Origin of the sequence: Kitasatospora sp. NPDC086801 (assembly GCF_044745805.1) — a bacterium.
Taxonomy (GTDB): domain Bacteria; phylum Actinomycetota; class Actinomycetes; order Streptomycetales; family Streptomycetaceae; genus Kitasatospora.
In genome coordinates, this window is the sequence record NZ_JBIVAX010000062.1 from 12819 (window position 1) to 34571 (window position 21753).

General features: G+C 74.2%; 28 protein-coding genes. 18 read left to right on the plus strand and 10 right to left on the minus strand.

Going from position 1 to position 21753, the window contains the following annotated elements; translation table 11 throughout:
- Position 1 precedes the first annotated feature (1 nt).
- The 16 genes from ACIPLC_RS36050 to ACIPLC_RS36125 all read left to right on the plus strand — a co-directional run bounded on the left by ACIPLC_RS36050 (position 2) and on the right by ACIPLC_RS36125 (position 12610).
- The gene (locus ACIPLC_RS36050; protein WP_400477277.1) at positions 2-688 is read left to right on the plus strand and encodes a hypothetical protein; all 687 of its coding nucleotides are present in this window, start codon (positions 2-4) and stop codon (positions 686-688) included.
- Positions 681-1070: a hypothetical protein gene (locus ACIPLC_RS36055; RefSeq protein WP_400477278.1), complete on the plus strand. Its 390-nt coding sequence runs from the start codon at positions 681-683 to the stop codon at positions 1068-1070. Before ACIPLC_RS36050 ends, ACIPLC_RS36055 begins: the two co-directional genes overlap by 8 nt.
- 246 nt (positions 1071-1316) lie before the next feature.
- Positions 1317-1802 carry a nucleoside 2-deoxyribosyltransferase domain-containing protein gene (locus ACIPLC_RS36060; RefSeq protein ID WP_400477279.1) on the plus strand — a complete coding sequence of 162 codons (486 nt, stop codon included), beginning with the start codon at positions 1317-1319 and terminating at the stop codon, positions 1800-1802.
- 1083 nt (positions 1803-2885) lie between these two features.
- Positions 2886-3665, plus strand: a complete 780-nt coding sequence (locus tag ACIPLC_RS36065; protein ID WP_400477280.1) for a DUF4097 family beta strand repeat-containing protein — start codon at positions 2886-2888, stop codon at positions 3663-3665.
- A gap of 79 nt (positions 3666-3744) precedes the next feature.
- Entirely contained in the window at positions 3745-3990 is a 246-nt protein-coding gene (locus ACIPLC_RS36070) for a hypothetical protein (RefSeq protein ID WP_400477281.1), read from the plus strand.
- 194 nt (positions 3991-4184) lie between these two features.
- Complete coding sequence (locus ACIPLC_RS36075; RefSeq protein ID WP_400477282.1) at positions 4185-4580, plus strand: ATPase; 396 nt, start codon at positions 4185-4187, stop codon at positions 4578-4580.
- A gap of 28 nt (positions 4581-4608) precedes the next feature.
- Positions 4609-4977: a hypothetical protein gene (locus ACIPLC_RS36080; RefSeq protein ID WP_400477283.1), complete on the plus strand. Its 369-nt coding sequence runs from the start codon at positions 4609-4611 to the stop codon at positions 4975-4977.
- A gap of 15 nt (positions 4978-4992) precedes the next feature.
- A complete protein-coding gene (locus ACIPLC_RS36085; protein WP_400477284.1) occupies positions 4993-5943 on the plus strand; it encodes an NUDIX domain-containing protein in 951 nt (316 codons plus the stop codon).
- Between the two features lie 54 nt (positions 5944-5997).
- On the plus strand, positions 5998-6477 hold the full coding sequence (locus ACIPLC_RS36090) for a transcriptional regulator (protein WP_400477285.1): 480 nt from the start codon (positions 5998-6000) through the stop codon (positions 6475-6477).
- 74 nt (positions 6478-6551) lie between these two features.
- Entirely contained in the window at positions 6552-6905 is a 354-nt protein-coding gene (locus tag ACIPLC_RS36095; protein WP_400477286.1) for a hypothetical protein, read from the plus strand.
- 104 nt (positions 6906-7009) lie between these two features.
- Entirely contained in the window at positions 7010-7693 is a 684-nt protein-coding gene (locus ACIPLC_RS36100; protein WP_400477287.1) for a hypothetical protein, read from the plus strand.
- Between the two features lie 91 nt (positions 7694-7784).
- Positions 7785-8498: a hypothetical protein gene (locus ACIPLC_RS36105; protein WP_400477288.1), complete on the plus strand. Its 714-nt coding sequence runs from the start codon at positions 7785-7787 to the stop codon at positions 8496-8498.
- Between the two features lie 12 nt (positions 8499-8510).
- Positions 8511-8870, plus strand: a complete 360-nt coding sequence (locus ACIPLC_RS36110; RefSeq protein WP_400477289.1) for a hypothetical protein — start codon at positions 8511-8513, stop codon at positions 8868-8870.
- A gap of 358 nt (positions 8871-9228) precedes the next feature.
- Positions 9229-9810 carry a hypothetical protein gene (locus ACIPLC_RS36115; protein ID WP_400477290.1) on the plus strand — a complete coding sequence of 194 codons (582 nt, stop codon included), beginning with the start codon at positions 9229-9231 and terminating at the stop codon, positions 9808-9810.
- Between the two features lie 401 nt (positions 9811-10211).
- The gene (locus ACIPLC_RS36120) at positions 10212-10646 is read left to right on the plus strand and encodes a hypothetical protein (RefSeq protein ID WP_400477291.1); all 435 of its coding nucleotides are present in this window, start codon (positions 10212-10214) and stop codon (positions 10644-10646) included.
- Positions 10643-12610: a relaxase/mobilization nuclease domain-containing protein gene (locus ACIPLC_RS36125; protein WP_400477292.1), complete on the plus strand. Its 1968-nt coding sequence runs from the start codon at positions 10643-10645 to the stop codon at positions 12608-12610. Before ACIPLC_RS36120 ends, ACIPLC_RS36125 begins: the two co-directional genes overlap by 4 nt.
- Before the next feature lie 1076 nt (positions 12611-13686).
- Here the strand turns inward: ACIPLC_RS36125 and ACIPLC_RS36130 are convergent.
- The 5 genes from ACIPLC_RS36130 to ACIPLC_RS36150 form a co-directional block, all read right to left on the minus strand.
- A complete protein-coding gene (locus tag ACIPLC_RS36130) occupies positions 13687-14175 on the minus strand; it encodes a hypothetical protein (protein ID WP_400477293.1) in 489 nt (162 codons plus the stop codon).
- Between the two features lie 262 nt (positions 14176-14437).
- Positions 14438-15574 carry a tyrosine-type recombinase/integrase gene (locus ACIPLC_RS36135; protein WP_400477294.1) on the minus strand — a complete coding sequence of 379 codons (1137 nt, stop codon included), beginning with the start codon at positions 15572-15574 and terminating at the stop codon, positions 14438-14440.
- On the minus strand, positions 15571-15876 hold the full coding sequence (locus ACIPLC_RS36140) for a DUF6225 family protein (RefSeq protein ID WP_400477295.1): 306 nt from the start codon (positions 15874-15876) through the stop codon (positions 15571-15573). The genes ACIPLC_RS36135 and ACIPLC_RS36140 overlap by 4 nt, the downstream gene beginning before the upstream one ends.
- Positions 15873-16232 carry a hypothetical protein gene (locus ACIPLC_RS36145; protein WP_400477296.1) on the minus strand — a complete coding sequence of 120 codons (360 nt, stop codon included), beginning with the start codon at positions 16230-16232 and terminating at the stop codon, positions 15873-15875. The genes ACIPLC_RS36140 and ACIPLC_RS36145 overlap by 4 nt, the downstream gene beginning before the upstream one ends.
- The gene (locus tag ACIPLC_RS36150) at positions 16229-16591 is read right to left on the minus strand and encodes a hypothetical protein (RefSeq protein WP_400477297.1); all 363 of its coding nucleotides are present in this window, start codon (positions 16589-16591) and stop codon (positions 16229-16231) included. Before ACIPLC_RS36150 ends, ACIPLC_RS36145 begins: the two co-directional genes overlap by 4 nt.
- Before the next feature lie 114 nt (positions 16592-16705).
- Between ACIPLC_RS36150 and ACIPLC_RS36155 the strand changes: the two genes are divergently transcribed.
- Entirely contained in the window at positions 16706-16951 is a 246-nt protein-coding gene (locus ACIPLC_RS36155; protein ID WP_400477298.1) for a hypothetical protein, read from the plus strand.
- A gap of 322 nt (positions 16952-17273) precedes the next feature.
- On the plus strand, positions 17274-17471 hold the full coding sequence (locus ACIPLC_RS36160) for a hypothetical protein (RefSeq protein ID WP_400477299.1): 198 nt from the start codon (positions 17274-17276) through the stop codon (positions 17469-17471).
- Positions 17472-17808: 337 nt separating this feature from the next.
- On the opposite strand, the gene ACIPLC_RS36165 is transcribed toward ACIPLC_RS36160, so the two are convergent.
- The 5 genes from ACIPLC_RS36165 to ACIPLC_RS36185 all read right to left on the minus strand — a co-directional run.
- Complete coding sequence (locus ACIPLC_RS36165; protein WP_400477300.1) at positions 17809-18198, minus strand: hypothetical protein; 390 nt, start codon at positions 18196-18198, stop codon at positions 17809-17811.
- 77 nt (positions 18199-18275) lie between these two features.
- On the minus strand, positions 18276-18464 hold the full coding sequence (locus ACIPLC_RS36170) for a hypothetical protein (RefSeq protein ID WP_400477301.1): 189 nt from the start codon (positions 18462-18464) through the stop codon (positions 18276-18278).
- A gap of 100 nt (positions 18465-18564) precedes the next feature.
- Complete coding sequence (locus tag ACIPLC_RS36175; protein ID WP_400477302.1) at positions 18565-19443, minus strand: hypothetical protein; 879 nt, start codon at positions 19441-19443, stop codon at positions 18565-18567.
- 29 nt (positions 19444-19472) lie between these two features.
- Positions 19473-20024: a hypothetical protein gene (locus tag ACIPLC_RS36180; protein ID WP_400477303.1), complete on the minus strand. Its 552-nt coding sequence runs from the start codon at positions 20022-20024 to the stop codon at positions 19473-19475.
- A gap of 203 nt (positions 20025-20227) precedes the next feature.
- Positions 20228-21753 (minus strand): FtsK/SpoIIIE domain-containing protein (locus ACIPLC_RS36185; protein WP_400477304.1); only part of this gene is annotated, 1526 nt, incomplete at its 5' end.

Here is a 21753-nt window from a genome sequence, read left to right on the forward strand (position 1 = left end):
CGTGACGAAGACGCCCACCACCACGGCCGCCCGCACCTACGGGCCCCGCCAGCTCGCCGACCGCGTCGGCCTGACCGAGTGGCAGCGCGAGCGGGCCCGCCGCATCGGCCTGATCCCCGACCCGGACCCGGCCACCGGCCGCTGGAGCGCGGCCGTGGTCGAGGACCTGGCCGCCCAGGCCGACGCCGTCCTCGCCGCCGTCGGCGACCTGCCCGACGTCGGCGCCCGCCGCGCCGAGGACTACCTCGCCGAGAAGCTCGGCGTCGAGCTGGCCTCCGGCACCGCCGCCGAACTCGCCCGCCGCGGCCACCTGCCCATCCAGGGCGCCTACAAGGACCACACGCTCTACTGCGGGCTCACCCTCCAGCGCGGCATCACCCGCCGCACCGTGCTGGCCGCCTCCCGCGCCGGCCGACTCCACCAGCGCGACGACCTGCCCGGCCTGCTCGGCGTACGCGACAGCGACGTCGGCCACCTTATCCGCGCCGGCCTGCTCGTCCCGGCCGAGGAGGTCGCCTCCTCCTACCACCGCGGCATCCTCGTCCCGCTCTACCGGCAGGCCGACCTCGACCGACTCCAGCGCAGCCCCCGCATCGACTGGGCCGCCGTCCGCGCCACCGGGCCCGGCCGCCGCTCGCCGCTCGCCCAGCTCCCCACCGCCGCCCCGAAGGAGAACCGGCATGGATGAGCCCAAGCCCCCGGTCGTGGTGATCTGCGGCTCCACCAAGTTCTGGGAGCAGATGCAGGAGGCCAACCTGCACGAGACCGCGGCCGGGCGGATCGTGCTCGCGCCCGGCTGCGACATGAAGCGACCGCACCAGCTGTGGGAGGACCCCGTCGGCGCCGACGCGCTCAAGCAGCGGCTGGACGCTCTGCACCGCGCCAAGATCCGCATGGCGGACGAAGTGCTGCTCGTGACCGACGAGGCCGGGTACGTCGGAGAGTCCACCAGCCGTGAGCTGGAGTACGCCAAGGCGCTGGGACTGCCGATCCGCCGGTGGACCGGACCCAGCACCGCCGCGACCGCAGGCCAGGCAAGCCCGGGCGAGGACGGCCAGCCCGCCCACTGACAGCCAGGACCAGACACCTCTTGCAGATGCTCTGACCATGGTTCCGTCGTGACGAAAGGGAGGCGGACGGGTTCCCGACCGGGAACCCGTCCAGCGGGGCCCGAAGGGTTCCCGTGCGGGAACCCAGCAGGTTCCCGCACGGGAACCCCTTTCAGTACCTGGTTCAGTTCCTTCTCCCCCTAACCCCCAGCGCAGAGGCAACGGGAAACGGGCGTACCGGCGGGACCCGGCGCGCATCATCCGGTCATGACGACGACCGCCCGCACCCGCTACTTCGAGGCCCCCGACTACTACCGCCCGGCCGCCGGCGACCCGCCCGCCGTGTTCCTCGCCGGCGGCATCACCGGCTGCACCGACTGGCAGGCCGGGCTCGCCGAGCAGCTGCTCGCCGAGGGCCTGGTGGTGCTCAACCCCCGCCGGACGGACTTCCCGATCCACGACCCGGCCGCGGCCCCGGAGCAGATCGCCTGGGAGCACCACCACCTCCACCTGGAGCAGGTGGTCACCGCGTTCTGGTTCGCCGCCGAGACCGTCCAGCCGATCGCGCTGCTGGAGCTGGGCGCCGCGCTCGACAACCCCCGCCGGCGGATCGCGGTCGGCGCCCACCCGCTCTACCCGCGCCGCCTGGACGTGGTCGAGCAGACCCGGCTCGCCCGCCCCGGCCAGCCCGCGGTGTCGAGCACGCTCGACGGCCTGGCCGCCGCCGTCATCGAGGCGGTCGGCCTGCCGTAGCCGCTGTGCCCGAGGTCCCGCCCTCCCTCCCGGCCCGGGAGGGAGGGTTCTTTACACCCGGTTCTTTGAAAGGACGCCACGAACACCGGGGGCCGGTCCACCGGACGCCGACACAGTGGCACCCGGTGGACCGGCCCCGACCGGACGACGGCGACGGCGGGCCAGCCAGGCGACCTCCCCCCGCTTCGGGTGGCTCCCCAGCCCGGCAGGACGGAGCACCGGCCGCCTGGCCGAGCGCGCTTCCGGCCTGCGCAGCCGAGCCAGCGCCGCAGGCCCGCGGTCCCCGGTCAGCCCACGCCCAACCACCACCAGCCGGACCACACCAGGGACGTCGGAATTTCCGCCGACCTTGGAAGGCGGCCTGACCTGCACCGATGCCAGGCCCTCGCCCGAGCGGGGGTGCCGACATCAGGAGCCGCACCAGGAGCTACAGCAGGAGCCACATCGGGAGCCACATCAGGACCCCGCACGCCGAGCCGCCGCACGCCCGTCTGCGGGCCCCGGCGGGCGTCAGGGCTCCACGGGCCCGGACAGCGATCCCCCTCGCCGCACGGGCTGCCCCCGGGCCCGGCACGGCCCCTCGCGCGGCTTGCTGGCAAGCTGGCTAGCTGACGAGCAGGCCCGCCAACCTTGGTGCCGGCCTCCCCAGGGCGGCCCACCAACGTTGGTGAGCGCACCCGGCACCCGCCCACCAACGTTGGTGGCCGCAGTCCGCGGCGGCCGTGCCGCTCGGCCTGGCGGTGGTGGGCACGGGGGTGCGGGTGAGGGGCGGCAGGCGGCGGGCCGCGCCCGGCGCCGGCCGGGAGGCCCCCCGGGGCCGAGCGGGCGGCGACGGTGAACGCGCGGCCCGCCAAGACGGTCAGCCGGGGGTGCCGGGCGCGAACGCGCCCGTCCGCTCTACACCCCTCCCGACAGGCGCCCCACCCGGCCCGCCACCCGCTCACCTGCGGGTTAGCCAGCAAGCCAGCAAGCAGACAAGCCAACAGGCAGACTCAGAAAATGCATATGCTGGACATGCATATCAAGAGTCTGCATACTGGAGTCATCGGGGGGACAGCCCCCGGAGCAGAGGAGATCGCTGCCATGAGCACCAGCCAGACCGCCACCGCCACCCGCGCCCAGCACCTGAACCTCGACCTGCCGGAGGGCCTGGCCCGCGTCACGGTCAGGCCCGACGCCGTCGTCCCGACGATCACGATCCACACCGACGACGACCAGGGCGCCGCCGCCGACGCGGTCCGGGGCGTTCGGTGGCGCGAGGAGGGAGACACCCTGACCGTGACCGTCCCCCGCAGCCCCGGCACCACGATGTCCTTCACCGGCGGCCGGGGCGTCACGGTGATCCAGAACTTCGGCACCGTCGCTGCGGGCACCACGGTGGTCGGCATGACGATCGGCGCCGGCGGCCGGGTCACCTTCGGCGGCGGCAGCGGCCAGATCATCAGCCCGGTGGTCGCGGACATCGTCCTGCCCCCGCACGGCGCCATGGCGTTCCGCACCAGCTCGGCAGACCTGGAGGCCCGCGGCGCCATGCTCGGCCTCGCGGTCGACTCCAGCAGCGGTGACATCCAGGCGGAGTCCGTCGAGATCCTTGCGGTGGAGACCAGCAGCGGAGACGTCACGGTCGGGCGGGTGGGCGACAGCCTCCAGGTGAAGACCTCCTCCGGGGACGTCCGGATCGGCGCCTACGAGGGCACCCTTGCCCGCATCCACGCCTCCTCCGGCGACGTGACCTTCCGCGCGATGCCGCGCTCCAACGGCCCCCTGGACATCCGCACCTCCTCCGGCGACATCAGGGTGACCGGGGCCGACCACCTCCAGCTGAGCACCCGGACCAGCAGCGGCGACGTCCGCCGACGCTGACCGCCGCGTAAGGCAGACTGCGAGTCTGCATCCAGACGGCATGCAGACCCGTAGTCCCCACGCAGCAGAGGAGCAAGACATGGCACGCCCCGACCCGAAGACCAGAGAGGCCGGCCGCAGTCGGATCGAGGAGTTGAAGAAGGCGCGGGACGAGGCGCACGCAGCGGCAGACCTGGCGAAGGCCCAGGCCGACGAGGAGATGTGGCAGGCGATCGACGCCCTGATCACCGACGGCCAGATCCTCCAGTCGGACGCCGCCGCCGCCACCGGCTACACCCGCGACCACGTCGCCAAGCAGACGGCCAGGCACCGCGCCACCAGCTGACCGGAGGGCCCGCTGCGAGCGGGCCCTCCCCTGTATCCGAAGCACCTGGCCGGTGGGCGAGCCCACTGGCCAGCAAGCCAGCTAGCCAAAATGCAGACCGGCAGAATGCATCCACTAGACATGCATACTCAAAGTCTGCATACTGGAGTCATCGGGGGAACGGCCCCCGAACCCAACGGAAGGAAGCAGCGGACATGACCGCCAGCGAGTCCGTCCTGATCACCTCGTTCGGCTACCTGCACGGCGACGCCCCGATGGCGGACATCACCGTCGACCTGCGCCGCCACTTCAAGGACCCGCACGTCACCCCGGAGCTGCGCTACCTCACCGCCCACGACGAGGAGGTCCGCGAGGCGGTCCGCTCGACCCCGGGCATCCCGCAGCTGGTCGCCGCCATCGCGGCCGCCGTCCTCGCCTACCAGGCCGGGCCCTCGGCGAGCGGCTACCCGGTGCAGGTCGCCTCCGGGTGCGCCGGCGGCCGCCACCGGGCGGCCAGCTTCGCCCGCGACCTGCAGGCCGCGCTCGCCGTCCTCGGCGTCACCGCCGTGGTCGAGGACCGCGACCTCGACAAGCCCGTCGTCCACCGCTGACCCGAACCGCCACCAAGGAGAGCCACCGATGGACCAGCAGCAGAGCCTCCCGGACCGTGTGATCAGCGGAACCGTCGTCCCGAGCCAGACCGACGCCGACACCGCCGGCCTCGGCGGCGACCTCGCCCACCTGATCCCCGCCGCCCGGGCGGCCCTGCTGCTGCTCGCCGACGCCGTGAGGCGCGGCGGCGCCGACCAGGCCGACGTCGTGGAGGCGGTGAAGGACGGCGGCCTGGCCGACGCCTTCGCCTCCGTCTTCGACGCCGCCGCCGACGCGGTGTGGGCCGAGCACGAGGCCGAGGGCGGCGACCCGTACGACTTCGACGTCCGCCTGCAGACCGACAACCTCTCCGGCGTCGCCAGCTCCATCCGCGACGCCATCACCCCCTACATCTGACCAGGAGAAACCCAGATGCCGACCAACCTCCCCGCCACCAACTCGACGGGCCGCAACTACCTGCAGCAGTTCACCGAGCGGACCGTCCGGGTCTACAAGACCCCGGACAAGCCCGGCTCCGGCGTCAGCCGCCCGGCCCTGGAGCGCCTGCTCAAGGACGACCTGGTCGTGCTCGGCGAGCCCGACGCCACCGAGCCCGGCCACCCGGTCCTCATCACCGACCTCGGCCGCGCCGTCCTCGGCGCCCACCTGGCCAGCACCGTCCCCGCCGAGCTGCGCAGCTGGTCGGCCACCTGGCCGGAGTACCGGCCGGTCGACATGACGCCGCCCGAGCTGCGGCCGGAGGCCCTGGCCCAGCAGGTGCCCGGCTGGGCCGAGGCCGCGGCCACCCCGGCCGACGTCCGCGACTGGCAGCAGCGCCAGGCCGCCGCGCTCGTGCCGTTCGAGCTGGACGAGCGCGGCTGGCCGCTGCACCCGCTCGGCCGCACGGGCTCCACCGGCCGGAACCTCGGCAAGTGGGGTGAGAACAGCGCAGCCGACCCGATCGTCGTGGCCGGCTACGGCGACCAGCGCCGGGTGCTGCTGATCACCCGCAGCGACATCGGCGTGGAGGCCATCTCGGGCGGCATGACCGACCCGGGCGAGAACGCCCCGCAGACGCTGGTCCGCGAGCTGCGCGAGGAGACCGGCATCGACCTCGCCGACCACCACCCGGTGATCCTCGGAAAGGACGTCGTGGACGACTGGCGGGCGACGGACCACGCCTGGGTCAGCAGCACCAGCGCGCTGTTCCAGCTGCCCGCCGAGGTCACGGCGGTGGCCGCCGACGACGCCACCGACGCGAACTGGTGGCCGTTCGGCTCCCTCGACCAGCTCGACGCCGCGATCGGCGCGGCCGGCCGCACCCTGTACGCCGCCCACCGCCCGCTGCTGGCCCGGGCCCTCGCCCACCTCGACCAGCAGTAGCCGGTCCGCCCGGACTCGCGCGCAATCTCGCTAGATAACTCGGAGGGAATCACCGTGGACGCCACCACCGCCGCTACGTTCGCCGCCACCTTCGCCGCCCTGTACGCCGGGCACCAGGTGGGAGACCACTGGGTGCAGTCGTCCTGCCAGGCCGCGGACAAGGGCCTCAAGGGCAGCAAGGGCCGCTGGGCCTGCACCCGCCACGTGCTCGGCCTGACCGCCACCAAGGCCGTCCTGCTGGTCGGCGCCGTCCTGGCGCTCGGTCTCCACCTCTCCGCCCTCGGCCTGGTCCTCGGGTTCGCGGTCGACGCCGGCACCCACTGGTGGGCGGACCGCCGCGTCACCCTGGCCCGCCTGGCCCGGGTCACCAACAAGAGCGAGTTCATGAGCCTGGGCACCCCGGCGCACCAGCACCACCCGGTCGACGCTAAGGGCCTGTACGCCCCGACCCTGGGCACCGGCGCCTACGCCCTCGACCAGTCGTTCCACGTCCTCTTCCTGTTCGTCGCGGCCCTGATCATCGCCGCCGTCTGACCGCCCCGCACCGGACCCCGCCAACAAGCCAGCTAGTCAGCTAGCCAGCAAGCCACCCGAAGGAGAACCGGCAGATGCCCGCCAAGACCGCCAAGAAGACCGTCACCTTCGCCACCCTGGCCGCCGACCACGGCGAGTACCTCGCCTACATCGCCTCCCGCCACGAGAACGCCCCCGCCACCGCCCACCCGGCCACGGCCGAGCCCAACGTCCTGGTCGACCTGCTCCGCGAGTCGATCTCCTTCCTGGAGCTGTGCCACCGCTGGAACGAGGCCGAGGAGCTGGAGCCCGCGGTCAGCATCCTGGCCGCTGCCCTGGAGGCCGACGAGGAGGACCGGCCGGCGCTGCTGCGCCAGGCCGAGCAGTCGCTCAAGTACCTGTACGACATCGCCAACGACCTGGCCATGGACCTCGGCGACACCCTCTGACCCACACCCCACCCGGCTCGCTGGCCAGCCGCCCAATCGGCTGGCCAGCGAGCCAACTAGCCAGCTAGCCACTCCACCAGCACGAATCCCGAAGGGAACCCCCAGTGACCTACTCCGAGCCGACCGAGGCCGAGCAGATCGCCTTCGCCTTCGACCAGGTCCACACCGGCCTGCAGCGCCTGCTGGCGCTCGCCACCCGCACCGCCGACCCCGCCGCGCACCTCGCGGTCCTGCGGGTGCTGTGGGCCCCGCACGGCCAGGGCCGGCGCAGTGTCGTCCAGGAGCTGGCCGACGTCCTCGACACGATCTCGGTCTCCCTCGCCGACACCGATGACGACCGGGCCGAGCGGGCCGCCGACCTGCTCAAGGTCGCGCACGACGTCCTGGAGGACAGCGTCGGCGGCGACCACGTCGAGCGCGCCCAGCAGCTGCTCGCCGCGCTGGAGAACACCGCCGGCACCGCACAGGCCGGGCAGTGGGAGGCGGTGTACGACTCCGCCACGTTCACGTCGCGGCTGCTCGCCTGCTGCCAGGACGAGGTGACCGCCCGAGGGGCCGCGGAGGCGTGGCTGCGCGAGCACTGCCAGGACGCGGCCGGGCTCGTGTGGACGCCGGACCCGCAGATGGCGGTCGGCGAGTACGACCGGTGGCTGACGCTCACCCAGACCGACCCGGCCACCGGGACGGTCTGCTCCACGGACGTCGTCGTCCGTCGCCGCGCCGCCCAGGCCGCCACCGGCGACCACGACTTCGGCGACCTGGTCGCCGGTCCCGGCGACCTCGTCTGAACCGGCCCGCGCCGTCCGACCCGTACGACACCATGAACCCGGGGGCCCGCCACCGCGCGGCCCCCGGCCCGTTTCCCAGGGAGACCAACCCGTGAGCGACACCCCCGCCGGCGAGACCGTACTCGCCCTGCTGCCCGACATCCCCGAGGTCCTCGCGGTGCTCAACACCGTGGACGACCCGCTGATCGCCTGGCTCCAGCCCGCCGAGGGCCTGGGCCCCGACGAGGAGGACTGGCGGCTGCCCGCCACCCTCGACGTCCCGGCGGTCACCGCCGCGTGGGACCGGATCCTCGACCGGCGCCCGCGGCTGCTGCTGTTCGGCGAGGACGAGCGCGAGGGCGTTCCCGGCGCCTACTCGCTGGAGACCGGCGCCGGCTACCAGCGCGCCTCGCTCTACCCGATGCGAGTGGCCCGCGCCGACCTGCAGGTGATGGCCAGCCTGCTGGAGCACCTGCGCCGGGCCCTGGCCCCAGGCCGGCCCGCCGACCACGGCGACCTCGCCCAGATCCTGTGGGACGCGGCCGACCGCCTCACCGACCAGCGCGGCAACGGCGTCTCCCCGAGCACGCGCCGGTACGAGGGCGAGGACCTGGTCGCCGACCTGCAGACCGCGCTGGAGATGCTCGACCCCGGCGAGGACCCCGACGCCGCGCTGCTGCTGCAGGCGATCGGCACCCCCGCCGAGGGCAGCACGGTGCGGCTCTCCGGCGCCGCGGCCGAGGCGTACGACCGGTGGACCGGCCGCCTGATCACCAAGACCGCCTCCAGCGCCACCGACGCCGCCCTCACCCGCTGGGCGAACTGAGGAGAGGGCACCATGGAGCACATGAACGACAGCGACGGGATCGAGGAGCTGCGCCACCGCGTCGAGGCCCTGGAGGCCGAGATGGAGCGGGTGCGCGAGCAGGCCGGCAGTGCGCACACCCTCGCCGCGCTCGCCGACCGCGACGCCGCCGAGGTCCGCGCGGTCGGCCGCGCCAACAACCAGCTGCTGACCGCGCTGCGCGACACCCAGCGCGAGCAGGGCGAGGGACTGGCCGCGCTCCAGCGGGCCGTCGAGACGATGGCGAACGCGATCGGGGGCCTCGCCGTCGGCCAGGCCGCGCTCCAGGAAGGCCAGCAGGCCATCCTCGCCGAGCTGCGCGCGCTGCGCGGTGAGGGCACCGCCGACAGCTGACCCGCCGACCGCCGGCACCCGAGCCCCTTGGCCCCAGGCCAAGGGGCTCGCTCTATCTCCCCGCCTCTCTCGCGCAATCTCGCTAGATAATCCGCCCTCCCCGTCGTCCCCCCGCGCTCCGCACCCCATCACCCACCGCACCCACCACTCCCTACCGCACCCAGCCCCGCCGCCGCTCACCCCGCCCACCGCCACGTCCACCACCGCCCGCACCCCTCGACCACCCCTCCGCCCTTCCGCAGCACACCCCCCGACCCGCACTCACCGCCTCCCTCCAGCCCCGCGCCACCGCACCCGCTTCCACCGACACCTTCCACGCCGCCACACCATGTGCATTACCTGGCCTAGGGTTTCGTCTGTGACGAAAGAACAGCCTGACCAGGAGCTTCCGCCGAGGGCGGACGTGGTGCGGACGACGGAGAAGTCGGTGGTGCGCGAGCGCCTGGTGCAGCGCGACTGCGGGTGGTGCGGCCAGCCGGTGAAGTACGCCGGCACCGGGCGCCCGGGGAAGTTCTGCTCGGACGCGCACCGCACCCGGCACTGGGAACTGCGGACGGTGCTGGACCGCCTGGAGGCCGACGTCGCGGCCGGGCTGGTGCGCACGCAGGCGGTGCGCGAGGTGGTCGAGCGGGTGGTCACGGTCGAGCGGACCGTCACGCTGCAGCCGCGGGCCGAGCACTCTCGACCGGCCCGGCCTGCCTCGGCGAGGGAGTGGACGGCGCTGGTCCAGCCGCTGCTGGTCGACGTCCTGCGGCGGCCGTCGGTCTGGTCCGCCGACCCGGACGTCGCGCTGCTGGCGGGCACGCTCGCCGACGTCGTCCGCGCGCTGTTTCCGATGCCGGAGCCGGTTCCCGCAGTGCCCGCCGCGACGGCCGGGCAGGGGTCGAGCCGGGCCGAGCGGCGCCGCCAGGAGCGCGCCGACCGCAAGCGCCGGCGCTGACCGCACGACCGGTTCGCCGCCGCCCGGGGACCTCGCGCCGTCAGCGGAGGCGGGCCCGGGTGGCCGCTCTCGCCGACGCAAGCGCCGGCGCCGGAGCCTTGGCGGCTCCGGCATGATGGTGCCCTTGAAAGGCCCAGCGCAGCGGGTGCCGCCTGCTGCCGAGCAGGCCAGGGCGTTGGCCGCCCAGTCCCGCCCGGCAGCAGGAGCCAGGTATGCCCCGGCGCTACGCTTGGGGCACCTGGCCCCCGCCCGGGCCGACGCTACGCGCGGCCTCGGCGGGGGGAGACCGGCCCCGAGGGGGCCGGTCCGGCGCGCGGCCCGAGGGGCCGCTCGCCGTGCCGCAGCCGCGCCCAGGGGCGCGTCCGGCGGCACCCGCGAGCGACGAACAGCGAGGCAGGACCATGGCCGGCGGACGACTCACCGAGGCGGGCGAGCGCACCCACAACATCGCGGTGCGGCTGTCCGACTCGGAGCTGGAGCGGTGGGAGGCCGCCCGTGCCAAGACGAAGCGCAAGGAGCGGGCGGCCTGGGTCCGTGCCACCGTCGAGGAGGCGCTGAGCGGCCACCCCGGGGTGCCCGGCGACGTCCCGCACGTGCCGGAGATCAACCGCGCCGCCTACCGGGAGCTGGCCGCGATCGGCAGCAACCTCAACCAGCTCGTCATGTACACCCACCGCGACAGCGAGCTGCACCGGGACCTGCAGGAGGCGATCCGAAAGGTCGGCGACGCCGCGCTGGCCATCCGCGGCATGAAGCCGATGGACGAGGACGACGACGAGGACCAGGAGCACGCCGACGTCGCCGCCGGCCTCGATGCCGGAGCCGTCGAGCAGTGATCGCCAACATCACCAAGGGCAGGAAGGCGTACGGCGGGCTCGCCTACGACTTCGGCCCCGGGCGACACGACGAACACGTGGACCCGCGCATCGTCGCCTCGACCATCCCGGGCACTTGGCAGCAGGTGGCCAGGACCATTGACCACCACCTCGGCTACCGGCCGGAGATCCGCAAGGCCGTGTGGCGGTGCAGCCTCAGCCTCCCGGACGAGGACGGCGTGCTGCCCGACCGGCAGTGGGCGGAGATCGCCAAGCAGTTCGTGGAGGGGATGGGCTTCGGCAACTGCGACTGGGTCGCCGTTCGGCACGGCCAGGACCACGTCCACCTCACCGTCGCCCGGGTCGACTGGGACGGCGTGCTGGTCACCGACCGGTGGGACCGGCCGAAGGCGCGGCGGGTCGCCGACCAGATCGAGCGCGCCCACGGCCTGGTCCCCGCGCGCTCCCGGTTCCGCAAGGCCGGCCCCGGCGTGCAGTCCGGATCCGAGCTGGCCGCCGCCCGCCGCCGCGGTGTCGAGCCTGAGCGCGAGAAGGTGCGCCGCCTGGTCCGCGAGGCCCGGCAGGCCGCCGCCGGACGGGGCGAGGAGGTCTTCGAGCAGCACCTCGCCGGGCTCGGCGTGCTCTTCAAGGCGAACCGGGCGAGCACCGGCAGGATGAACGGCTACAGCTTCTCGCTGCCGGGCTGGCAGGCCCGCGGCGGCGTGCCGGTCTTCGTGAAGGCCAGCGAGGTCGCGCCGGACCTGGCGTGGTCGAAACTCTCGCCGGTGCTGGCCCGCCAGGACCCGCCCGCCCCCGGCGACGCGGCTCCGGCTCCGGCGCCCGGCCCGGTTCCTCCCGCACCTCAAGCCACCCGACAGGGGCAGGCCCGGCAGGCGGCCGACGCCCCGGCACCGGATCCGGCCGCGCAGCTGCTGGCCCACTACCGCGACGCGGCGGCCGCCATCGCCGACACCGAGCCCGCCCCCCGGCCGGTGCCCGCCGACCCGGCCCGCCGACTGCTGGAGCAGTACACCGCCCGCGCCCAGCAGCAGCCCGCCCAAGACGAGCACCAGGCCGTGCCCGCCACCCCGGCCTGGGCCGAGCGGCCCGCCGGCGAACTGAACGACCAACAGCTGGCCACCCGCGTCACCGCCGCCCGCGGCCGCGCGCAGCAGCTGCTCGCCGAACTGGCGGCCCGCCGCGAGGACGTCGTCCGCTGGGAGCGCGCCGTCACCGGCGAGGGCGGTGAGGGCACCGCCGCGCTGGAGCGCCAGCTGCAGGCGCTGCGCGAGGCGGCCGACCTGCACCGCCGGGCCGCCGAGTTCCGGGCGCTGGCCGCCGAGCAGCAGACCCTCGCCCAGGGCCTGCGCCGGGCCGAGAGCGAGGCGGCCAAGAAGTCCCGCCGCTCCAAGCTCGTCCTGGCCGTGGTCGGCACCACGAAGGAGGCCGAGGCGGCGCTCGCCGAGGAGGCCGGCCGTCGTGCCAAGGTCGCCGAGGCCCTGCGCGACACCGCCCAGCAGGAGGCCGCCGACGCGCTGCACGGCGCGCTGGCCGCGGCTCCCGGTGTCGCCGACCCGGGCGCCGAGCTGATCAAGATGACCTCGAACCTGCCCGCCCTCGCCGCGCAGGCCCGTGCCCAGGACTCCCAGCAGCGCGGCGCGGCGGTCGCCTGGCTGGAGAACGCACGGCAAGCCGCGATCTCCACCGAGCGCCAGCTCGACCAGGCCGTCGCCGCCCTGCGACCGCTGGCCGCCGAGGACAGGCTCCGGGCCGGCCGAACGCCGGAGCAGAACCGGGCCGAGGACGCCGAGCGGATCCAGGCCCGCCGCACCAAGGCCGCACACCTGCGCTCGACCACCGTCAGCCGGCCGCCCGCGCCCGGCACCGCCAAGGGCACCAAGCCGGTCAAGGGCACCACCGCCCACCCGGCGCCGAGGCGGACCGACCCGCCCGGCCAGGACCAGGGGCGCGGCCGGGGCCGCTGACCGCTCCGTCCGGCCGCGCCGGGTGGTCGGCCCGGCGGTGACCGCCTCGGGTCCCAGGGCCGCTTGCCGCGCCCTGGACCCAGGCCCCGCGCGGCACTCCCCGGCGCGAGGCCGACGCTCCCGGGCCGGGGCCCGTACGCGCCGGGCAGCACCACGCCCCCGGCCGCGGGCGCGCGCGTAGCGCGGTCCGGAAAGTCCGGAAACACACCGGCCCTTCACAACCGGGCCCGGCCGGGCCGAGCGGCTGCGACGGCACGGCCGCCGGCGCAGCCGGACACCAGGGCAGGCCGCACGGGACACCCGAGGTGCTGGCGCCGGAGAGCAACTTCTCCAGGGCCATCGAGGCCCTGGAGAAGTTGTCGGCCCGATGGACAACGCAATGTCCATGAGTTGACCTGCACGGATGCCGTCCGGCGCCGAATCGCTGGGACAACCCCGAGTAGCAAGCCCAGCCGCAAGCCCGAGTAGCAAGCCCGAGAAGCAGCCTGCAGAAGCAGCCCCAGAAGCAACCCGATCCCGACCGACCAGACCGACCCGAAAACGAAGATCACGAACGGCCACACCTCAGACACTTCGAGATGATCAAGGCACCGAGCCGACCAGCCCACTCCTATGCATCACGACCCGACGGGGTTCCGCCGTGACGAATCACCGGCCGGCTTCCCGGCACCGCAGCCGCGCGGGAGAGGGCCACAGGGAAGTTGTCGGCGTCCCGGAGCAAGCCCGCCGACCCCCTTGTCCTGCAGGTCAGAGCCCATGTCCGCGCCGACGTCACCGACCGTCCTGCGGAACCCGAAACGGAACCCCAAACGAGACCCCAAACAGACCCCCAAAGAGGACCTGAAAGGGAACCCCAAACAGAACCATGATCACGGAGGAGGACCAAGGTATCGTCACGCCGCGCGTGCCGATACGGGTTCCGTCGTGACGAAACCGACGAGAGGCGTAACTGTCCGGCGGGCCGATCGGGACAGTTACCTATGAGGACAGTTACGGCGGCCCCGACCGGCCGCAAACCTCCTGGACAAACGCGATTGTCCAGGGGGTTTGCGAGCACTCCGCGGGCCTGCGGGCGGTCACCAGGGACGCGGTCCGAGGCGTGGCCCGTGGCCGCCGTGGTGGTACTCGGCGACGGCGTCCAGCAGCGCGGCGCGGGCCTGCTGCAGCTGCTCGTCCAGCGCGCGGCCGCGCTCGGCGGCGGCCGGGTCGAGCGGGATCTGCGGGTCGGCGGCGACCAGCTCGGCGGCCAGGGCGGCGAGGTCGCTCTCCCAGGCCGCCAGCTCCGCGAGCGCCGAGCGCACCGTCCGGTCGACGGTGGCCACCGGGTCGTCCCGGAGGGTGCGGGCGAAGCCGGCGGTCTCCCGCAGTTCGTCGGCGTCGACGTCCTCCAGCTTCTCCGCCCGGGCCTGCAGGCCGGGCAGCGCGGTGTCGAGGAGGTCGGCCCGTCGGCGGGCGACGGCCACGGCCGGGTCCTCCGGCAGCCACGGCGGGCGGCGCTGGGCGGGAGTGCGGTCGGCCAGGGCCTCGCGCAGGGCGGGGCCGGGCCCGAGCTGGCGGCGGGTCACGGCCTGCCCAACGAGCCGGCCGCCCGGAGGTCGCCGACCCGAACCGGGAGGTTGCCTACGGAATGGTCTGCGGAGTGGCCTACCGACTTGCCCACGGAGTGGCCTGCGGAGTGGTCTACGGAGTTGCCCACGAACACCCCGGCGACCGGCCCGGACAAGGGGCCTGACCTGCTGGACAAGGGGTGCGGACAAGGGGTCGGAGGACGCCGACAACTTCCCTGTGGCGTCCTCCGACGGTGCTCCGGCGACCGGGAAGCCGGGCTCAGGGCATCGGGACGGCCAGCTGACCGGGCAGCGCGCCCGAGTCCGCCTCGGCGTCGACCAGGTCGCCGTCGTCGGCAGCGAGGCGGTCGGCGAGCCGGGCCGCCAGGCCGTGCCCGGGGTGGCGCTCCAGCCGGTTGCGCCGGCGGTTGTACCGCTGGGTGGTCCGCGGGTCGCGGTGGTCGGCCGCGTCCTGGACGTCCTCCAGCTTGTCGCCGGCCTCCAGCGCATCGGTGATGCCGTCGCCGCGCAGCACGTGCGGGTGGATCGAGTCGACCTGCGGCAGACCGGCCCGGCGGGCCAGGCGCCGCAGCAGCTTCCACACCTCCGGTTCGCGCAGCCGGGCTCCGGTCCTGGTGACGAACAGCGGCCCGTCGGTCCGGCCGCCGAGGTAGTCCTGCAGCGCGTGCCAGACGATCGGCGGCACCGCCTTGCGCTTGACCCGGCCGCCCTTCACCCGCAGCCGCAGCACGTGGTGACCGCGGTCGTAGCCGAGGTCGGTGACATCGGCGGCCAGCAGCGAGTCCACCCGCAGGAACAGCACGTACAGGCACAGCACGAGCGCGTACGCCCGCTTCGAGCGCGCCCGCGCCGCCTCGACCAGCCGCAGGTTCTCCTCCGGCGTCAGCCCCTCGGTGGCCGAGTGGTCGGGGTCGATCGCCGGACGCAGCACGTCGGCGAACGGGTCGCCGGTCGACAGCGCCTTCGTCCGCACCGCGTAGCTGTAGAAGCTGCTGCAGGCGGAGAGCACGTTGGCGCGGGCCGCGTCCGAGTACGGCTTGCCGGTCGGCGCCATCTCCCCGTACCGGCCGTTGCGGACCCGGACCAGGGTGGGCGCGGTCTCCAGGTGCCGGGCGAAGGCGTCCGCCAGGGCGGGCAGCGCGGCGAGCGGGTGCTGACCGCGCTCGGCGCAGTACCGGCTCCACACCCGGAAGTGCCGGGCGTAGGTCCGGCGGGTGTTCGAGCTGCGGTAGTGGGCGATCCAGGCCCCGGCGAGGTCGGGCAGCGGGTCGTCCTCGCCCCACTCGGCGGCCAGGTCCTCGCGCAGCCGGCGGGCCTCGTCGGGCCAGTCGTCGCGGGGGTCGAGCGGAGCGGCGGGCGCGAGGGCGCCCGCCGTCCGCAGCGCCAGCTCGGTCACCGCTCCCCCGGCATCCGCTCGCCCTCGCGCAGCTCCCAGACCCCGGTGGGCCGGTCCACGATCAGGGTGACGTGGTTGTCGATCTCGTCGCCGCGCTCGCCGCCCCACTGCTTGACCTGGAACTCGGTGCCGGTGATCACCCACTCGTCGTCGTAGGAGTCGCCGAGCGGGACGGGGCGGCCGTCGTCCGGCACCGCCAGCGCGATCGGCATGCCGTCGGGCAGCCCGGCCAGGGCCTCGCGCAGCCGGCCGACGGTCCAGGCGTCGGCGGTGTGGTGGTACGCCTCGGGTCGCTCGGTCATCGGTAGTCGTACCTCAGCAGGTTCATGGGGTCGCCCTGCGGCGGCACCCAGCCGGACTGGTAGTCGGGGTGGTCGGCCCAGCGGGCGGCGGCCTCGTGCAGCAGGGCCAGGCCGAGGCCGTCGATCAGCCCGGCGTCGATCCCGTCGAGGGAGTGGTCGCGGTAGCGGGCGAGGTCGGCGTGGACCTCGGCCTGGGCGCGCAGCGCGCGCAGGCCCGGGTCGGCGGGGCTGATCCAGTTCTCGCCCATGTCCTCGACCAGCCGGGCGGCAAGGAAGCGGTGGAAGTCGGACCACTGCGCGGCGTGCAGCCGCCAGCGGTGGGTCCAGGTCTCCGGTCGGCTCTCGGCACTGCTCATCGGGCGCCCCCGTTCACCGGGTAGCCGAGGGCGGCCAGGCCGCGCTGGACGGCGTCGGCCCGCTCGCGCGCCGCGTCGAAGTCGGCCTTCGTCGCGGTGCCGCGTCCGGCGATGACGTCCTGGCCGACGGCGGTGGCGGCGGCCAGCGCGCCGGAGTGCACGGAGACGGCCTCGCGGTCGGGGATGCGGGAGCCGGCCCGCACCTGGGCCAGGCGCTCCTCGGCGTGGCCGACCTTCTCCAGCGCGGCGGCCAGCTCCGCCTTCGCGCGCTCGACCTCCTCGACGCGGTCCTGCTCGATGGCGGCCAGGGCGACGGCGACGTCGTCCTCGACCGGGGTCTGATCCGGGGTGGAAGTCATGCCCCGACCCTACCGAGAAAAGGGAAGGATAACCGTCATTATCCTTCCCTTTTTTGAACTGTCCTTCGTCCGGGTGAACCGGCCCTTCCCGGTCCACCCGGCACAATGGCCGCCATGCACCCGAGCACCCTGCGCAACATCGCCGTGACCTGTTCGACCTGCGAGGCCACCGACGCGATGCCGACCGACCTGGTCGACCCCGAGGACGAGGGGGCGACGTACCGGGCGTCCTGCCAGTGGCGCCGGTCGCTGTGGCACGAGCAGGGCTGGCGGTGGGTCAGGGGCCGGACGTCGTGCCCGCGATGCCCGGCGCTGATCGTGGAGGTAGACGGCGCGCATGTGGCCGGCCCCGGCCTCTGACCCGGGCGTACCGGTCCGGCCGGGCGGTCGTTGGGCAGGGCATGGCCTGGAACGTCACGGAGGAGGGCCCCGGGCGGCACCGGCGGCCCCGGGGCGAGAACTCGCCGCGGATCTGCACCTGCGGCAGCTGCGACGGCCCGGCCGTGTGCCCGCCGCCGACCGGGCCGCCCCGGCACGCCAGGCCCCGGCCGCAGGACTTGCCCGCCCCGGTCCCCGCCGCGCCGGCGGTGGACGAAGCGGACGATGACCGGCCGAGCGCCCCGGTGATCCCGCTGCGGCGCAGGATCCGGTGGACCCGGTGACCGGGGTGGATCATGGTCTGATGACGCCTCCCGCCCGCCGGCCGCTGAGCCTGCCGACCGGACCCTCCGCCTCTCCCGCCTCCTCCGCGCCGGTCCGACCGGCCTGGCCGCTGCTGCACGCCCAGCCGCTCCCGGCCGACGACGACGAGGACCAGGCCGTCGCCGAGCCCGCCGCCCCGACCGCGCGCCGCCGACTGTGGAGCGGCCCGCGCGACTGACCCCACCGCCTCCGGCCCCGGTCCGGGCCGCCGATCGGCGGGCAATCTTGCTAGATAGCTCGGGATCAAGGCCGCCCGGCTTGCTGGCTTGCTGGCTAACCCGCAGGTGAGCGGGTGGCGGGCCGGGTTGGGCGCCTGTCGGGAGGGGTGTAGAGCGGACGGGCGCGTTCGCGCCCGGCACCCCCGGCTGACCGTCTTGGCGGCCCGCGCGTTCACCGTCGCCGCCCGCTCGGCCCCGGGGGGCCTCCCGGCCGGCGCCGGGCGCGGCCCGCCGCCTACCGCCCCTCACCCGCACCCCCGTGCCCACCACCGCCAGGCCGAGCGGCACGGCCGCCGGTCAGGCGGGGAGCGGTTCGTCCGGCGGGCAGACCGGCAGTGCCTCGGCCAGCTGCGGGAGCGGGTGCTCGGCAAGGAACTGGCCGACGACCTCGGCCACCTCGTCCAGGCACAGGGCGGCCTGGCGGAGCAGGGCGGGCCGGTCGCTCTCGTCGCAGCGCGTGGCAGCCGAGAGGAAGATGCCGGCCTTCATCGCCTCGACCTCGGCGAACTCGTAGTCGGCCCGGCCGAGCACCACCTCGGCCTGACCCACCATCCGCCACAGCGCGTCCGGGTCTACCGCGTACGGGTTCTCCAGCGGCTGGCCGTCGGGGTGACGGGCGGCGAGGGCTGCGAGCGGGGCCGCGTAGCGGGCGGCGAGGGTACGAAAGCTGATCTTCGGGTGCTGCATAGCGGGCGGTCCTCCGGCTTGCTGGCTCGTTGGCTTGCTGGCTTGCTGACTAGTTGCCTGGTCAGGGCGGGGACAGGTCAGACCTTCTGCAGCTCGGCGGTCTCGCAGAGCGTCGGGCCGATGAAGAAGCCGAGGCCGTTGACGGTCCAGCGCCCCTGGGTGAGCGGGCCGGGCGGGACCTCGTCCACGATCCAGCCGATGCGGCCGACGGCGCGGGGGTCGTCCTTGCAGCTCACGATCAGCACGCGGTCCTTGGCGTTGAACACGGGAGTTCCTCCTGGTCGAGGTGGTGCGGTGCGGGTTCGTCTGGGCTGGGGAGCCACCCGAAGCGGGGGGAGGGGGGCTCGGGGCTGGGCGCCGTCGCCGTCAGGAGCGGCGGCGGATGGCGGCGCGGGTGGTGGTGGCGGCGGATCCGCCAGCCTTCCCGCTCGCGCGGCGCCGGGCGGCCTGCGGGGTGGCGGCCCGCTGCTGCTGGGCGGCCTGCGCGGCGCGGGCCTGCGCCAGCACGCTCTGGTGGTCGCGCTTGGCCTCGGCCTCCCTGGCCTTGACGCCCTGCAGCTTCTGCTCGTGCTTGCGCTCGGCCACCCGGTCGGTCCGCGCCGCAGCGGCCTCGGCGGCGGACCGCTCGTCGGCGGCCTGGTGGTAGGCGGCGGCGTTCTTCGCGGCGAGCAGGCCGGTGCCGTCGCGCACCACCCCGATGCCGTTGTTGGCGACCTTGGCGACCTCGCCGACCGCCTTCGCGCCCTGGCCGACCGCGTTGACCGTGGCGTTCACGGTGCCCAGCGTCGCGTTGACCGTGCCGAGGCCGGCGGCCAGCAGACCACCCAGGCCCGGGCCGCCCGACCCGCCGCCGCCACGGCGGCCGCCACCGCCACCACCTCCACCGCGCTGCCCGCCGGAGGAGCCACCGCCGCGCGGGCTCCGCCGGCGGAAGAGCCCGCCGCCGCGCTCGCCGTCCTCCCGGAACACCCCGCGGATCGTGGTCGAGCCGGTCACCGTGCCCAGGTCGCCGCACGGGAAGGTGAAGCGGCCCTTGCCCTGGCGGGCGACGGCGTCGACCACCTCCTGGGTGACGGCCTCGTGGCGGAAGCGGTGGTTCTTCGCGCCGCACCGCAGCTCGGTCGAGCCGACCTTCAAGTTGTGGCCGCGGTTCACCTCGCCGGCGTCGCCGCACTGCGGGCAGGCCACGACCTGCTCGCCGACGGTCAGCGGCCCGTACAGCCGCAGGTAGGGGGAGACGAACAAGCCCCACATGGTGATCAGTCCCTTCCAGGTCAGGAGTGGTTGCGGCCACGGCGGCCGGTGGCGATCTGGTTCACGACGTTCACCGCGACGGACTGCACGGTGGTGACGGACGGGGCGCCACCGCCCTCGCCGCCGACCGAGCCGCCGCGCTGCGAGCCGAGGGCGCCCTTGAGGACCCACAGCCCGACCGCGCCGCCCGCCAGCACGGTCGCCAGCGTCACCAGCAGCCGGACCAGCTCACCCAGGACGTGGACCAGGTGGTCGAGCACCCCGGCCAGCAGCTCCAGGCCGAAGCCGCCGCCGACCAGCAGCAGCACCCCGAAACCGGCCCTGACCATCCACACCGGCACCACCGGGCCCGCCGCCGCGCCGGGCGCCGGCTGCTGCTGAACCAGGACCGGCTGCACCACCTGCGGCTGCTGCTGGAAGGCCCCGGTCACCAGAACCTGCTGCCCGGCGGCGTCGGTCAGCACGTACTGCTGCAGCGGCTGCCCCGCGCCCGCCGGCGGAAGGTAGACGGAGCCGGAAGCCTGCTGAGTGGTCATCATCTGCGGGAAGAAGGCGGTGGTCTGGCGGTCCATCACGGAGTCCTCTTTGTCAGGGTTTGGGGCCCGCGATGGGCCCGAGACGTCTCACGACGGTGCAGGTCAGCGGCACGACGACGGCCACGACGGGGGCGATGGGGGCACGACGGCGTCGCGGGCAGCGGGCCCGGCGTCGCAGGGGCATCGCAGGCGCTGACCTGCGACGACGCGGGCCGTCGTGCCCCCATCGCGGGGGGACATTACGGGGCAAGTCCGGCAGCCTCGCGGACGTGCGCGAGGAGGTAGCCGCGGCCTCCGCCGTCCTTCGACCACTCCTTCGAGGCGAGCTTGCGCGGCGCCCGGGCCTCGGTCTCGGCGTCCGCGAGCAGCTGCGCCTCGATCGCCTTCTTCACCTCCGTGCCGGTCTTCGACGCGGTGTCCTGGGCCAGGCCGCCCCACTGCTCCGGGTCGGCGGCGACCAGCGCGGTGACCAGCTGCTCGGTGGTCAGCCGGTCCGGGTTGCCGGCGTTCTCGAAGACCGCGAGCATCGCGCTGATGATGCCGCGCACCCCGGCCTTGCGGCCCCGCACGATGATCCCGACGTCCTCGCCGATGCCGCCGGCCACCGAGGACATCCCGGTCAGCCGGTAGAGCTGCTCCTCGACCTGGTCCTCGACGTCGCCGGGCAGAACGCCGGCCTTCTCGCGCAGCGCGTACGCGACCTTGGCCACCATTTCGACTTCGCCCGCCTCGTCGTCAATGAAGAACGACCGGTTCTCCACGATGCCGATGTCCGGGGTCATCAGGATTCCCCGGCCGCGCTGCTCCAGCGGAATCAGCGCCGCATTCGCGGTGCCCGACATTCCGCCGCCCAGAATGTTGTTGGAGTGCTGCGCGGATTCGGTGCGCATCGCCCACTTCGAGGTGACGTTGCTCCGCAGCCGCGAGGGAATGACCGCGACCTCCGGCATCTGGGTGGACAGCACCAGGATGATGCCGCCCGCCGCGCCCTGGCTGCTGAGCAGGTTGAACGAGCCGATGATGGCGTCCCGCAGGTCCTCGGCCTTCGTCTCCTCGTCGCCGACCTCGGCCAGGTGGAGCTTGATGGCCTCCAGGTCGGTGTAGGACGCGAATTCGTCCACGATGACGAGTTCGAGGCCGCCGATTTCCGCGAGGATTTCCGGGCTCAGCTTCGCCTTGCCCATCTTCCCGAGCAGGTGCATGCGCCGCTTCATTTCGGCGACCTCGACCGCGAGGAATGCCGCCAGGCGTCGCGGGTCGCCCTTCACGAAGGTGTTCAGCATGGGCGCCAACCTGTTGTACTCCCCACTCTCCTTTCCGTCGAAGAAGCGGACCTTGATGCGCATGTCGAACAGCGCGCCCAGGACCAGGGACATGATCGCGATGCCCTTGCCCGCCCGGGTCATGCCGCCGATCAGGAACGAGCTGTCCTTGATCTTGACCTTGATGGCGTGGCCGCGCTTGGAGAACGCGACCGGGATGCCGTCCTTCCAGGCGTCCAGGACGGCGCGGACCTCCAGCAGCGGAGAGCGGCGCGAGTCGGCGAACGGGTCCTTGTCCGCGACCCAGAAGCTGACGCGGCCGGCGGGCCCGGCCTGCTGGATGTCGAGCTGGACCTGGTCGATGTGCAGGGCGCCCGCGATCTCGACCAGCATCGAGGCGACCTTCTTGGCCGTGACGTGGGTGGGCAGGTCCACGGTGGCGATCTCGGCGGTGACCCCGCCGATCTTCTCGCGGCCGATCAGGCCGACCGGCCGCAGCTCGT

What these genes read in the sequence shown, in the direction of transcription:
- ACIPLC_RS36055 (WP_400477278.1), top strand. Translation starts at nt 681, where the DNA reads ATGGATGAGCCCAAGCCCCCGGTCGTGGTGATCTGCGGCTCCACCAAG.
- ACIPLC_RS36060 (WP_400477279.1), top strand. Translation starts at nt 1,317, where the DNA reads ATGACGACGACCGCCCGCACCCGCTACTTCGAGGCCCCCGACTACTAC.
- ACIPLC_RS36065 (WP_400477280.1), top strand. Translation starts at nt 2,886, where the DNA reads ATGAGCACCAGCCAGACCGCCACCGCCACCCGCGCCCAGCACCTGAAC.
- ACIPLC_RS36070 (WP_400477281.1), top strand. Translation starts at nt 3,745, where the DNA reads ATGGCACGCCCCGACCCGAAGACCAGAGAGGCCGGCCGCAGTCGGATC.
- ACIPLC_RS36075 (WP_400477282.1), top strand. Translation starts at nt 4,185, where the DNA reads ATGACCGCCAGCGAGTCCGTCCTGATCACCTCGTTCGGCTACCTGCAC.
- ACIPLC_RS36080 (WP_400477283.1), top strand. Translation starts at nt 4,609, where the DNA reads ATGGACCAGCAGCAGAGCCTCCCGGACCGTGTGATCAGCGGAACCGTC.
- ACIPLC_RS36085 (WP_400477284.1), top strand. Translation starts at nt 4,993, where the DNA reads ATGCCGACCAACCTCCCCGCCACCAACTCGACGGGCCGCAACTACCTG.
- ACIPLC_RS36095 (WP_400477286.1), top strand. Translation starts at nt 6,552, where the DNA reads ATGCCCGCCAAGACCGCCAAGAAGACCGTCACCTTCGCCACCCTGGCC.
- ACIPLC_RS36110 (WP_400477289.1), top strand. Translation starts at nt 8,511, where the DNA reads ATGGAGCACATGAACGACAGCGACGGGATCGAGGAGCTGCGCCACCGC.
- ACIPLC_RS36120 (WP_400477291.1), top strand. Translation starts at nt 10,212, where the DNA reads ATGGCCGGCGGACGACTCACCGAGGCGGGCGAGCGCACCCACAACATC.
- ACIPLC_RS36140 (WP_400477295.1), bottom strand. Translation starts at nt 15,876, where the DNA reads ATGACCGAGCGACCCGAGGCGTACCACCACACCGCCGACGCCTGGACC.
- ACIPLC_RS36145 (WP_400477296.1), bottom strand. Translation starts at nt 16,232, where the DNA reads ATGAGCAGTGCCGAGAGCCGACCGGAGACCTGGACCCACCGCTGGCGG.
- ACIPLC_RS36150 (WP_400477297.1), bottom strand. Translation starts at nt 16,591, where the DNA reads ATGACTTCCACCCCGGATCAGACCCCGGTCGAGGACGACGTCGCCGTC.
- ACIPLC_RS36155 (WP_400477298.1), top strand. Translation starts at nt 16,706, where the DNA reads ATGCACCCGAGCACCCTGCGCAACATCGCCGTGACCTGTTCGACCTGC.
- ACIPLC_RS36160 (WP_400477299.1), top strand. Translation starts at nt 17,274, where the DNA reads ATGACGCCTCCCGCCCGCCGGCCGCTGAGCCTGCCGACCGGACCCTCC.
- ACIPLC_RS36165 (WP_400477300.1), bottom strand. Translation starts at nt 18,198, where the DNA reads ATGCAGCACCCGAAGATCAGCTTTCGTACCCTCGCCGCCCGCTACGCG.
- ACIPLC_RS36180 (WP_400477303.1), bottom strand. Translation starts at nt 20,024, where the DNA reads ATGGACCGCCAGACCACCGCCTTCTTCCCGCAGATGATGACCACTCAG.